This window comes from Rhodococcus sp. WAY2 (genome assembly GCF_009859915.1).
Lineage (GTDB): Bacteria > Actinomycetota > Actinomycetes > Mycobacteriales > Mycobacteriaceae > Rhodococcus_F > Rhodococcus_F oxybenzonivorans.
Map to the genome: position 1 here is coordinate 658,623 of NZ_CP046573.1, position 12,231 is coordinate 670,853.

Genomic DNA, 12,231 nt, shown 5'->3' on the forward strand with positions numbered 1-12,231 from the left:
GAGACGAGGACCACTCCGGCCCGAAGATGCGTACTCCACAGAACTGTCACCGCACCGGAGACAAGACCTGGCGAGACTGCCTTTCCGATCCCCTTCTCGCGCCACTCACCAGGGCTCGCTGGCCCGCAGACGTCCGTGATGAAGGGTTTCGCTCACGCGAGTACGCCCATCGACGGCTTGCTCACGCGCGTACCTCCATTGACGGATTGATCGTGACGGAGATCGCGGGTGTGCCGTCGTCGAGTTCACCGGACAACGTGCGAATAGCGTCTGCGGCACGGTCCAGCGGGAACGAGTGGGAATGGAGCAGGTGCAGTGGGTGCCGACCTCGCTCTAGAACCCTCATCGCCATGGCGAAGCTGTCCGAGCTCGCCGCTTGAACACCCCGCATTGTGATGTGCCGGATCACCAGCTGGTCGCTGACAAAGCCGGGCACCTCCTTGCCCCACTTCACGCCAGCCAGAATGATCGTCCCACCACGTTTCACGACGCGGATCGCATCGACGATCGGTTGGGTGGCATTGGGCGTGACGTCGATCACCACGTCAGCCATGGTCCCGCCCGTCGCATCCGACACCGCGTCGAAGACGTCCTCGTCCTCCACGCAAACCACGCGGTCGGCCCCAAGCTTGAGCGCCACCTCGAGCTTGTGCGCATCGCGCCGCAGGCCGGTCACCACGATCGTGCCGGCGCCCGCCTCACGAAGCGCCGCGACGCACAGCAAGCCACGCTGTCCCGCTCCCAGCACCACAACGTCCGCGCCCATTCGCGTCTCCGGCACGAGGACTGACCACTCGATCGCGCTCGCCAGCGGGTTCAGTAAGGCGGCCTCGGCGAGCAAGACGCCATCGGGCACCTTGTGCACCATTGCGTCACGGTCGAGGTACATGTACTCGGCGCAGCCACCCCAAAGTCTGGGCTCCAGGCTCAGCGGCAGACTCGCATGCGCTCGGACGGAGAGACCCTGCAGTCGCGTGTCAGTGCAGCCCATGTTCTCGCCCGCTCGACACGCGGCGCATTTGCCGCAGCGCAGAGCCGGCTCCACGCCCACACGATCACCCGCCTGCACACCCCAACGCTGGCTCGCCACCGGCCCGATAGCCTCGATCGTCCCGACCGGCTCATGCCCCAGGATGAAGGGCTCTACGTCACGTCCGAACTTATGAACGTCACTGCCGCTGATACCGCAGACCTCCACCCGGAGAAGGGCATCATCCTCGCCAATCTCCGGCAGCGGGACATCATGGATTTCCAGCGTGTACGGTGCGGTCAGCACCGCGGCTCGGCTCGTGCGGGCCCTCATGCGACGAAGTCCGGCAGCGGGTGACGGAAGAGTCGCGCAGCGTTGCCATACGCGATCAGGTTGCGATCATGCTCGGGCAGGTCACGCAGGAGGTCATCGAAATGCGGCTGTGTATCCGGCCAGGTGCCATCGGCGTGCGGATAGTCAGCCTCGATGGTGATGTGCTCAAGCCCGATGATGTGGCGTGCTTCGATACTGCTGGGGTCGCTGAACATCGCGTGGTAGAAATTGCGGGTCAGGACTTCCGCCGGGGAGAGTTCGTCATTCCAGTCGCCGAGCCAGGCCAGGCCAGCGTGATCGGCCATGTAGTTCAGGCGATCGATCATCATGGGCACCCATCCGATACCGCCTTCCGCCATCATGATCTTGAGGTCGGGATGCCGGCTCGGAGCACCCGACCACAGCCAGTTAGTCGCAGACACCATCGCGTGAGCGGGAAACAGTGAGACATTCACGTTCTGCGGTGCGTCGGGCTCACTGCGAACGAGATAGCCAGTTCCCGAACCTGTGTGGAGGCAGACGACCGTTTCGGTTTCTTCGCAGGCACGAAGGAAGGGATCCCAATACTTAGACGTGAGACTGGGCAGGCCCAGCGCGGTCGGCATCTCGGGGAAGGTCACCGCCTTGAATCCACGCTCCGCATTGCGGCGGATCTCCTCCGCGGCAACGACTGGGTCGAGAAGCCAGGGCACTTGAACCGGGATGATCCGATCCGGATAGGGCGCGGCCCACTCCTCGATATGCCACTGGTTCCACGCGCGAGCGCACGCCAAGCCGAGCTCGGGATCGTTGAACTCAGCGAACCTGGCGCCACCGAACCCTGCGATCCTAGACGGAAAACACAGCGACGCGTAGATGCCGTTGATGTCCATGTCCTTGATGCGAGCATCAATCTGCCAGCACCCGGGCCGCAAGTCCTCGAAGCGCTGCGGCTCATCCGACCATTCCGAAGGCGGCCGCCCTACAACAGCATTCAGCCCCATGTTGGGGAGACGACGGTCCTCAACCTGCCAGACCTCAACACCATCTTGCTCCACGATCTTCGGGATCTGCCCAGCGAACTTTGACGGCAGACGCCCCTCGAACATGTCCGGCGGCTCGATGAGATGGTCATCCGTCGAAATGAGCAAGTTTCTCACTTCACGGGGCTCCGGATCGGGCAGCAGTGTGACGGTCCGCTCGACAATCGTCATGGATCCTCCTGGCTTATGAACTTTGGGTGCTGCGAGGCGAGAACTACTCTAACATAACCTGGATGCAGCATCCTGAATCGCATCGTCGCTGGGTCCCGGCCACACCCTGACCTACCAGGAGAAGTCGCACCCACAGGGGTTCACCCGGCGATCGACCGCCTCGTCGACAGCCGGCACCCCAGTCAAGAAGTGCTGTCAGGCGCTCGGTGTCTCCAGCCCCGGCTACTACGGCTACAAGAACCGGCCAACGTCAGCCACCCAGCTGCGGCGAGAATGGCTGACCAGCCTGATCCGCGAGATCCACGTCGCCTCCCAATGGCGATGAGTGTCAGGGTCGGCTCGTCGGCTCCCAACCGATCTCAGTGCTGATGACCCGGGCAGAGATCTACGGCCCGCCTGGACCGTCCAGGGTCAAGCGGCTTCGCGGTGGCGTGACCAGCGAGGACCTGGTCAACCGGAAGTTCCACACCTGGCCCCGAACGAGCGGTGGGTCACCGACGTCACCGAGCACCCGACCCGCGAGGGCAAGGCTCTGCGCCGCGGTTCTCGACGCCTACAGCCGCCACATCGTGGGCTGGTCGACCGACATCCGCCGAGACAGTGCGCTGTGAACAGCCCTGTGATTCCGGAGGCTTCTGGTTGGGTCTCGACCGTGCCCGGATGAGACGGTCCCATGCAGCGTAGGGCGCGACCTCGATCTCGATCGGTGTCATGTCATCGATCGATTGTGCCGTGGATCGGCAGACGTATCCGTCGCAAGCGGCTGGTTACTGCCGCCCCGCCGGCGTACCACGATCCCGGCCGCGATCGGCACTGCCATCTCGGGCGTCATGCCGATGTCCTTCAGACGCCGAACGCGGTCCTCGTGAGTGCGACGGCTGCCCATGGCACTAACGTAACTACAAGGCGGTCACCACCAGCCAGGACCGCGTGGAGTACGAGCGCAACGATGACCGCGGGTCCGAAAGGCGATCGGACTGGCCATCGACCGCAAGACGATCAACGAGGCAGTGTTCGACGGCGCGGCGCCCGAAGCCGGACAGTTCTTCTTCGAGGGCTTGCCGGGGCACGTCCCCGAGCTCGAGGAGAATGCCTATGACCCCGATGAGGCGCGACGCCTGCTCGCCGAGGCCGGCTATCCGGCCCTGACGATCAACGCCCTGGCGACCGGATCGGAGCCGGGGCGCACGCTGGCGACGATCTACCAGGACCAGCTGGCGAAGGTCGGCGTGACCTTCAATGTCCAGATACCCGATCCGGCTGACCTTCGCCCGAGCTGGATCACGGGCGAGTATGACGCGCTGGCTTCCGTGCTCGACGTGCGGGGCGAGCCCGGCTTCTTCCTGCAGGAGAACATCCTCGGCCCATACAACCCCGGAGGATCCGACCCCGAGCTGGTCAAGGCGGCCGAGGCCGCGCTGGAGCTCGGGCTCGACGACCCCAAGCGGGCCGAGGCACTCGAAGACCTGTCCCGCCGGATGGCCGAGGAGCCGGTGCACGTGCCCGCGGTGCGCGTACCGGGCGTCATCCTGGCCAGGGCCGACGTGATGGGAGCCCCTTGACCGTAGTAATACCATCGACCAAGATGCATCCAGTATCCATAATTTAAGGTGGTCCGGACGATGCACTCAGCGCTTGATGGCAAAGACCTCATCGCTTCCTACTACACCCTTTCCGGCTCACCGACCCGCGCGATCTCCCGTCACCCGTTCGTTGAGCGCGTGCAAGCCGCCTCGGGTGCCGGCTATGCCGGGATGGGGCTGACGATGTATGACGTCGACGCGGTCTTGCAATCGGGTCTCACGCTTGGGTCGATGCGGCGCACTGCGGACGATCACGGCATCACGGTCGCCGAGCTGGAGACCCTCGCCTTCAGTCCCACCCCGACCACCGAAGAGCTTGACGCGGCTCGGCGGATGGTCGAGGTGGGCCATGTTCTAGATGCACGGCACATGAACGTCATCGTCGGACTCCCGGGCGGGACGCCGATCGAACGCGACGAGGTGGCGACCGGGTTCGCGCAGATCTGCGACATCGCCGCCGAGGCCGGCATGCTGGTCGGTATCGAGTTCATGCCGTTCAGGGCGGTGGCAACCCTCCAGGATGCGATGTCGGTCATCGACATGGCTGGGCGCCTCAACGGTGGCCTCGTCGTCGACTCGTATCACTTCTTCCGGGGCGGCACGTGCTTCGAGGACCTCGCGGCGGTGCCGGCCGAGCGGATCATCACGCTGCAGGTCACCGACCTGCCATGGGACCCCCCGGCCGATCTGCTGGTCGAGACGCAGACGGGGCGGCTGCTTCCGGGCGAGGGGGAACTGCCACTGCTCGACTGGATCCGTACGGTCGACGCGACCGGCGCGAACGCCCCGGTGGGAGTCGAGATCCTTTCGGATACTTTGCGAGAGCTGAGCGTCGACGAGGTGGCCCGCGCCACGTACGAGTCAACCAGGCGACTCCTCGAAACGGCACGTGCTTCGTGAGTGCGTCGGTCGCCCACTCGATCCAGCACCGGCTTCCGTCCCGGACACCCTTGCCGTGCTACAGCGCTACTCGCGCAGAGTTGCCGGACGCGCTCGGCCGGAGACCGCGAGACCTGCGACCCATCACGCCGACGACGTGCATCAACTCCGGCGCTGAGCGACAGGCCCCTTAATCCGCAGGACCGCCCCGTCACCGAAGGCCTGCCAGACCCTTGATCCGGGCGCCTCGGCCACTCCCGGAAGTGTCGCACCGACCGTCCTTGATGCGGAATCGCAACAGTGCCCCTCACAGATCACGTGGGTCCGGGTGACCTGCGCGTCGGAAAGTGTGCGCCCCCGGTGAGGGCATCTCTCTTCGAACGCCAACCATCGACGCCGGGTACGAAGTACGACGATGTCAGCGGCGAGGAACGGCACGCGAACAACAACTCGTTCGTTCACGGCCAGAGTCGGAGTCGTGCCCGCGGCGATCCACCTCCACACCTGCCCCTCTCCCTCGGGGCCCGCACTCTGACCACTGGATGGCGTCGCCCGAAGAAGGCGCGTCAACCAGCTAGGTCGCGGCAGCTAGCCATGGTTTAAGCGCTGGGCTGCCGCGGGGCGTGGACTCCCAGCTGCCCCGAACCCGTCGCTCATCGCCTCATCGCCTCATCGCCTCATCGCCTCATCGACGTCGGCATACAGGCGGTAGAACGTGTGCTTGCCCAGCACTTGCCCGCAGGCAGATGCGTTGGACCGTCACTGGCTTACCTTCGGCCACGAGCGATCGAACGGCCCCCCGTAGCGAGCGCTGATCCAGAAGCGAGAGTTCGCGGGTGCCCATCGTTCCGCCATGTCGGCCTCCGCACACTAGTCTACGATCACTAGGGGATACTGCATCCAGGTTCTATAGACGGATCAGGCCCAAGGTGCAGACTCAGGCGAGCGGCGCGCCGAGCTTCATGTCGATGTCGCGTGCCGCATCGAGGACCGTCACGGCTCGCGCGCCGATCTGACCCTCCCGAGCGGCAACGGTGACGACGTATCGTCCCGAGATGGGCCGTGGCATCGCGTAGCGGCCTTCATGGTCAGTGCGGATCGATCCCACCATTTCTCCGGTTCGGCGAGTCATCACGACGAGCGCATCCACCACCGGATCGTCATCGGCGTTCGCTACTACCCCCGTCAGGGTGAGACGGTCTCGAAGACCGATCGGCGGGAGCGCAGCGGCGTCGGCCATGTGCATCACCCGTGAGCGTGGCCGCCACCCATCCGCGGCCGTCACCACCAAATAGTCGCCGGCTTCAGGAATGGCCACGGTGAACCGGCCTTTGGTGTCAACCGGGCCCCAGTCGACGGCCTGCCCGTCGATTGTGAGGACGCTGACCACCGCGCTGCGAATCGGATCGCCCCTCGGGTCCAGCACCAGACCCGTGACCACCTGGGCATCGGCGCCGCGGTGCTCGGCTCCGGAGCGATCGGCCTCGGCGGCGTACTCCTCCATGCTGAGCATCGGGAGCCCGAGGAGGACAGTGATAGCAGCGGCGGCGGCCGACAGCCAGAACAACAGGGTGAGCGAGTCGAACGAGAGTAGCTGGGTGCCGGCGACCGTCATCCCCAGCGAGGTCGTGGCGGCGGCCGTGGCAGCGCTGGCTGCCGAGGTCCCCACCGAACGCAGGAGCACGTTGAGACCGTTGGCCGAGGCGGTCTCGGTCACAGGTACGGCTCGCATCACCAGCGTGGGCATGCTGCTGTATACGAGGGCGTTGCCCGCGCCCACGAGCACCGATCCGATGACGACCTGCGTGACGCTATCGCTCATGAATACGCGACCGACGTAGGTCACGACCATCAGCGCGCTACCAGCAATGAGCGTGACCTGCGGGCCGAATCGACGCGTGCTCCAGGCCGATACCGGGGCCAACAGCGCGAACGCGGCCACCGTCGGCACCATCCAGAGGGCCGCATGCAGAACATCCAGACCGAGGCCATAGCCGGTTGACGTCGGCAGCTGGAGGATCTGGATCGAGACCAGCATGTTCATGTACGTCGCGAAGCCGGCGAACACGGACGCCACGTTGACGAGAAGGACTGCCCTGCGCGTCGCGATCCGCACGTCGACGAGCGGACGCGGAGTCCGCAGCTCGACCGGTACCCACACCGCCAGCGTCGCCAGTCCCCCTAACGCCAGCCCGACGCTCAGCGGTGAGCCCCAGCCCCACTCACCACCCTGCGACAGTGCGATGAAGAGAGCCGTCAGCGCAACGGATAGCAGGAGCGCACCTCTGACGTCGAACGCCCCGCCCGTGCGCACGGCAGACTCGGGAATGACAAGTCGCGCGCCGATCATCATCAGCGCCCCCATGATCCCGGTCACCCAGAAGCAGCCGTGCCAGTCGAGGTGCGCGCTGATCAGGCCGGACAGAGGCAGGCCGGCACCCGCACCGATCGCGAGAGTCGCACTCATCCAGGCCACCCCCAGCGGCACCCGGTCCCGCGGGAGCTGGTCACGCATGATCGCGATGCCAACCGGCACCAATGCGACACCCGCTCCCTGGAGGGAGCGCGCCAGGACGAGCAACGGCAACGCGCTACTCAGGCTGCCGATCAGCGAGCCTGCCACCGAGACGCCGAGGGCAAGCAGCATCATGCGGCGCTTGCCATACATGTCCGCGAGACGCGAGATGGTCGGAGTGGCAACCGCGCCAGCCAAAAGTGTCGACGTCACCAACCAGGAGGCACTACCAGCTGAGGTGTTCAGCAAGAGCGGCAGCTCGGCCAGCAGGGGCAGGAACAGGGTCTGCTGCAGAGAGACCACTGTGCCGCACAACGACAGCATGAGGACTACGAGGGGAGGGCTCACCTCTGTCGGTGCAGGTGCGTCGACTGCAGGCTTGGTACTCACCGAATTCACGGTGCCACCTTCCGCTACCGATCCAGCGGTCGCTCCCGGGAGTCGGCGCCGTGCGGCGCCCAGCGCGGAAGGCCGATCTCTGCTTCGAGCACCGGTAGGGCCTTGATGAACATCGGCATTCCGATGTGCCCGATGATGCTGTAGATGACACCCCAGATCTCTTCCGTGGTGACGCCGAGGTCCCGCAGGTGCTGGATGTGTCCACGAATCGAGCCGGGAGTAGCGCCCTGGAGAGTCATTACCGCGAGGCGAGCGAAGCTTGCGTCGCGATCATTGATTTGGAAGTCCCTCTCGATGGACTGCCGCATCGTCCTCAGGTGCGCCATCAGCTCGGCGGGAACATTAGCGAGTTCGCCGGGGACCGGCAGGTCAACATTGCTCATGCATCAATCCTATCATCCAGTATCCAGCATCCAACATGCCGGGCACATTCACGAGCGAAAGCCTTGGAACGGAACGCCGGAGGCGACCAGGTCGTCCGCGACGTCGCCGGGGATAAGGATCGTCTTGGGCTCGAGGAACTCGAGATAGCCCTCCGGACCGTGCTCCTGGCCGACCCCGCTCAGCTTGGTCCCGCCGCAAGGTGCGCAGAATCGCGCGCCCTGACTGTTGACGCCGATCACACCTGTCTCGATACGCTGTGCCACCGCGTAGCCGCGCGCGGCGTCCGCCGTGAAGACCGCTCCCGACAGGCCGTAGCTGATATCGTTCGCGAGCGCGACGGCCTCGTCCTCTCCGTCGTAGGGAATGACGCAGACCACAGGACCGAAGATCTCCTCCTGCGCCACACGGTGGGAGTTGCTCACCCCGGAGAGCACGGTCGGCTCGAAGTACCAACCACGGTCCAGACCTTGCGGCCGCCTCCCGCCTGCAACGACCCGCGCGCCCTGACTGGTCGCGAGGTCCACGTAAGACTCCACACGATCGCGCTGCGCCTTGCTGATCAAGGGGCCCATTACCGTTGCGGGATCCATAGGATCTCCGATGACGATGGCCTCGGCCCTGGCCGCAAGCGCCTGGACGACCTCTGCCTCCATCGACCTGGGCACCAGGACACGGCTCAGCGCGCGACAATACTGGCCCATGTTGCTGAGCACGGTGCCAGCTACCACATCGACAGCGGCTGGCACGTCGGCATCGTCGAGGATGATGGCGGCCGACTTGCCGCCCAACTCCAGCGCCACCTTCTTGAGCAGCTGTCCCGCCTGGGCGCCGATGCTGCGGCCCACTGCGGTGGAACCGGTGAAGGTGATCATGGGCAGTCGCGGATCGGCCACTATTTGCTCACCGATGTCCCCGTCCCCAGCGACAACGCTAAGCATGCCTTTCGGCAAGCCCGCGTCGGCTAGGGCACGAGCGATTGCATAAGGCGACAGGGGCGCCAATGGAGAACCCTTCAGCACTACCGGGCATCCCGCAAGGAGCGCGGGCGCCACCTTGAGAACGGAAAGACTTAGCGGCCCATTCCAGGGGACGATTGCACCGACCGGGCCGACCGGCTCGAGCTCCACGACCACGTTGCCCATCGTGTCGGAGCGCACGACGCGCTTTGGAACGGTCCGCGCGTTCGACACCGCTGCGTGCAGCATGCCGGCCGCTGCCTCGACCTGTCGCCGGCTCGTGGCCAGTGGCATACCGGTCTCGACCGTCGTCGTCTCCGCAATGCCCGGCGACTCCGCGACCAGGGCGGCAGCCGCCTTCTCGAGGACGGCACTGCGCTCGTCGAGGCTCAGGTGGCGCCACTCGCCTGACCGAGCGGCCGACGTGGCTGCCGTGATGGCGACATCGACGTCCGCCTTGGAGGTTCGACCCACCTTGGCAACCCGCTCCTCGGTCGAGGGCGAGACGACGTCGAAGAAGTCACCTGGCGCCGTCGGCTTCCACTCGCCGGCGATGAAGGACTCTAGGTGTTTCCGCATTGCATCCCTTCGGTTCGGGCGCGCTGACCGCGCCTCGCCTGTCTGGCTCAACTCGTGCGGAGGGTGATCGTCGCCGGTCCCTGGGGATCCGATGCTGAACGGCGACGGAGCAGGTCAGTCGTCCACGGTGTGCGTCCAGGCCGGATCGACCCGCTGCTCGTCCGGGATCAGGTTGCCATCTGAGCCCGGTTGGTCTCTTCGACCACGGTGGACGCGACCTCCAGCAGCTACTCCCGCTTTACTGGGGCGAGGCGATCTTTGCGACCACGGCAGCCTTCGTCATGCCTCGCCCTGGCTCCAGCGGTCCCGCGCCCAGTGGTCGGGTCTGCTCTCGTCCCACCAGGTCTCGAGCTCGGAGAAGTCGTCCTTGCGGATTTCTAGCAACTTGCACCCCTCGGGACCGGCAGACGTCGAGTAGGGAACACCAGCCTTCGTGAAGTATCCGTCTCCCGGCTCGAACCATCGTCGGCCCTGGCGGGCTCGACCCTCCATCACGATCACCAGTTGGTCCTGGTTGTGATGATGGCGAGGAATGATGAAGTTGGGTGCCAGCGTCATCTCGAAGAGGTGCAGCGAACCCACCTGCTCCTGCCGCACCAGGAGTCCGTCGCGGAAGTACTCACCCAGATTCTCTACGGCTTTCAGGACCGACTCAGGAATTCGAGCTCGCTCCACGGGCGTCCCCGTCCTCGGCGTGGCTGGGGCCCACTCGCTTTCCCGCGACAGCGAGAAGTACGCGACCTTTGGCATCTTGTGGTTCATGTCACTCGCCTCTCCGTTTGACTTCTGTGGCTGGGCTTCCACGGCTACCCCCGCGTCAGCAGCATGGCCGTGGCGCGAGACCCGCCGCTCGCTCCCGCAAGTCCGACCTCGACGCCTGGAATCTGGTGGCCCCCGGCGGTGCCTCGCACCTGGAGGGCGGTCTCGGCCACCTTCTCCAATCCGTGGTACCGACCCGCGCCCAGCTGGCCACCATCCGTACAAACGGGCAGCGTCCCGTCCGCCGCGAAATAGCCCTCCTTCGCCGCACTTCCTGAGGAACCACGGGGGACGAAGCCCAGGTCTTCCAGCGACATCAGCGCCTGGAAGGAGATCCCGTCGTACACGTTGGCGATGTCGACGTCGGCCGGCGTGAGATTAGTCTTCCGCCAGAGCTCCTTGCCCAGAAAGGCAGTGGCATCGGCCAAACCGTCGACCAGATGGGTCTCCAGATCCGGTCCCGGCGTATGTGCGATCGCCTCGATGGCGACCGGGGGGTGAGGGAGGTCCCTGGCTCGTTCGGCGGTGGTGAAGACGATCGCTACGCTGGCATCGACCGGCATGTCGCAGTCGAGGATCCGCAGCGGAGACGAGATCATGTCCGAAGCCAAATAGTCGTCCAGCGTCAGGCTGCGGCCATGGAAGACCGCCCGCGGATTCCGCTGAGCCATCTGACGATTGTTGAGCACCATCGCGGCAAGGTCGGTCTCATCCTGGCCGGTGTCGTGTAGGTAGCGCCGGGCTTGCAGTCCCCATCGGGGGGCGCCCGCCACGGCTCCGTAGGGGCCGGTGTACGCCTCCTCGCTCCACATCAGTGCCGCGGTTCGCGCTTCCGCCTTCGCCTGCCGTGACAATGCCCTGGCCTGAACGGTGCGGAAGCAGAGCACCGTGTCGGCCCCACCGGAGGCGATGGCATAGACCGCGCTGACAGCGTGGGCGAGGTTGCCGACGCCGTTGATGCTGTGCGCCTGCCAATAGTTCAGGTTCCGCAGGCCGAGCGCACGCTGCACGCTCATCAACGTGGGCCCCGCAGCGACGCCGCCGCCGACCCGGTCAGGAAATGCCGAAAGCCCGTCGATGTCGTCCGCGACCATTCCCGCGTCAGCGATCGCCTTGCGGGCCGACTCGATCGTCAGGTCCAGCTCCGAGCGCCCGAGGTTCTTGCCGAGCGGCGAGAAGCCAACACCGGCGACCACGACCTGGCCGCGGATCGGGTTCCGTGATGCACTCATGCTGCGCCTCGCGTTGTCGCCGGTTCCGCGGGCTCGAAGTAGGCCAGGGTGACGTCGGCGTTGTTGTAGTCGACGAACGCCACGCGCACCGGCATTCCGATCCCCAGCTTCTCCGGCTCGCACCCGATGATGTTGGTGGAGAGCCGAATCTCGGGAACGTCGTCGAGGGTCACGTAGGCCGACACGTAGGGCAGCGGGAGACGCAGACCGAACTCGCGATGGACGACGGTGTAGCTGTAGAGGGAGCCTCGGCCGCTCACCTGCTCGAACTCGAGCCGGTCAGAGCCACACTCGGCGCAGCTCGGCAACGGGTAGTGAATCCACGTGGCGCACCCCAGGCAGCGCTGGATGCAGAGGCGGTGCTCCTTCAGGGCGCTCCAGAATCCTTCGGACTCCGGCTGGATTGCCGGGACCGGGCCGTGCCACTCGGACGGCGGTTGGATCATCGA

The 12,231-nt window shown here is 65.6% G+C and carries 10 protein-coding genes and 2 pseudogenes; 3 read left to right on the forward strand and 9 right to left on the reverse strand.

All coding sequences use genetic code 11. From position 1 onward, the window contains the following. Positions 1–181 precede the first annotated feature (181 nt). On the reverse strand, positions 182–1,303 hold the full coding sequence (locus GFS60_RS33090; RefSeq protein WP_159928581.1) for a zinc-dependent alcohol dehydrogenase: 1,122 nt from the start codon (positions 1,301–1,303) through the stop codon (positions 182–184). Beyond that, the gene (locus GFS60_RS33095) at positions 1,300–2,496 is read right to left on the reverse strand and encodes an amidohydrolase family protein (protein ID WP_159928583.1); all 1,197 of its coding nucleotides are present in this window, start codon (positions 2,494–2,496) and stop codon (positions 1,300–1,302) included. The genes GFS60_RS33090 and GFS60_RS33095 overlap by 4 nt, the downstream gene beginning before the upstream one ends. A gap of 108 nt (positions 2,497–2,604) precedes the next feature. Between GFS60_RS33095 and GFS60_RS39510 the strand changes: the two are divergent. From GFS60_RS39510 to GFS60_RS33110, 3 genes and pseudogenes are all read left to right on the forward strand, one after another. Beyond that, positions 2,605–3,104, forward strand: a pseudogene (locus GFS60_RS39510) (IS3-like element ISAar24 family transposase); the annotation flags it as partial. A 357-nt stretch (positions 3,105–3,461) separates the two neighbouring features. Beyond that, positions 3,462–4,058, forward strand: a pseudogene (locus GFS60_RS33105) (ABC transporter substrate-binding protein); the annotation flags it as partial. Between the two features lie 60 nt (positions 4,059–4,118). Next, on the forward strand, positions 4,119–4,979 hold the full coding sequence (locus GFS60_RS33110) for a sugar phosphate isomerase/epimerase family protein (RefSeq protein WP_159928587.1): 861 nt from the start codon (positions 4,119–4,121) through the stop codon (positions 4,977–4,979). A 141-nt stretch (positions 4,980–5,120) separates the two neighbouring features. On the opposite strand, the gene GFS60_RS40480 is transcribed toward GFS60_RS33110, so the two are convergent. The 7 genes from GFS60_RS40480 to GFS60_RS33145 form a co-directional block, all read right to left on the reverse strand. After that, positions 5,121–5,462, reverse strand: a complete 342-nt coding sequence (locus tag GFS60_RS40480; RefSeq protein WP_442972214.1) for a Rieske (2Fe-2S) protein — start codon at positions 5,460–5,462, stop codon at positions 5,121–5,123. A 433-nt stretch (positions 5,463–5,895) separates the two neighbouring features. Continuing rightward, entirely contained in the window at positions 5,896–7,863 is a 1,968-nt protein-coding gene (locus GFS60_RS33120) for an MFS transporter (protein ID WP_159928591.1), read from the reverse strand. Between the two features lie 23 nt (positions 7,864–7,886). Then, on the reverse strand, positions 7,887–8,255 hold the full coding sequence (locus tag GFS60_RS33125; protein ID WP_159928593.1) for a hypothetical protein: 369 nt from the start codon (positions 8,253–8,255) through the stop codon (positions 7,887–7,889). Between the two features lie 48 nt (positions 8,256–8,303). Beyond that, positions 8,304–9,791 carry an aldehyde dehydrogenase family protein gene (locus GFS60_RS33130; protein ID WP_159928595.1) on the reverse strand — a complete coding sequence of 496 codons (1,488 nt, stop codon included), beginning with the start codon at positions 9,789–9,791 and terminating at the stop codon, positions 8,304–8,306. Between the two features lie 279 nt (positions 9,792–10,070). Beyond that, positions 10,071–10,466, reverse strand: coding sequence for a cupin domain-containing protein (locus GFS60_RS33135; protein ID WP_236603622.1), 396 nt, complete (start codon positions 10,464–10,466; stop codon positions 10,071–10,073). Positions 10,467–10,597: 131 nt separating this feature from the next. Beyond that, positions 10,598–11,782: a thiolase family protein gene (locus GFS60_RS33140; protein WP_159928599.1), complete on the reverse strand. Its 1,185-nt coding sequence runs from the start codon at positions 11,780–11,782 to the stop codon at positions 10,598–10,600. Next, positions 11,779–12,228 (reverse strand): Zn-ribbon domain-containing OB-fold protein, encoded by a 450-nt coding sequence (locus tag GFS60_RS33145; RefSeq protein WP_159928601.1) that lies wholly within the window; start codon positions 12,226–12,228, stop codon positions 11,779–11,781. The genes GFS60_RS33140 and GFS60_RS33145 overlap by 4 nt, the downstream gene beginning before the upstream one ends. Positions 12,229–12,231 lie beyond the last annotated feature (3 nt).

Bases quoted from the DNA above. Each gene is read 5' to 3' on its own strand.
- GFS60_RS33095 (WP_159928583.1), bottom strand. From the start codon at position 2,496: ATGACGATTGTCGAGCGGACCGTCACACTGCTGCCCGATCCGGAGCCC.
- GFS60_RS33090 (WP_159928581.1), bottom strand. From the start codon at position 1,303: ATGAGGGCCCGCACGAGCCGAGCCGCGGTGCTGACCGCACCGTACACG.
- GFS60_RS33110 (WP_159928587.1), top strand. From the start codon at position 4,119: ATGCACTCAGCGCTTGATGGCAAAGACCTCATCGCTTCCTACTACACC.
- GFS60_RS33140 (WP_159928599.1), bottom strand. From the start codon at position 11,782: ATGAGTGCATCACGGAACCCGATCCGCGGCCAGGTCGTGGTCGCCGGT.
- GFS60_RS33145 (WP_159928601.1), bottom strand. From the start codon at position 12,228: ATGATCCAACCGCCGTCCGAGTGGCACGGCCCGGTCCCGGCAATCCAG.
- GFS60_RS33130 (WP_159928595.1), bottom strand. From the start codon at position 9,791: ATGCGGAAACACCTAGAGTCCTTCATCGCCGGCGAGTGGAAGCCGACG.
- GFS60_RS33125 (WP_159928593.1), bottom strand. From the start codon at position 8,255: ATGAGCAATGTTGACCTGCCGGTCCCCGGCGAACTCGCTAATGTTCCC.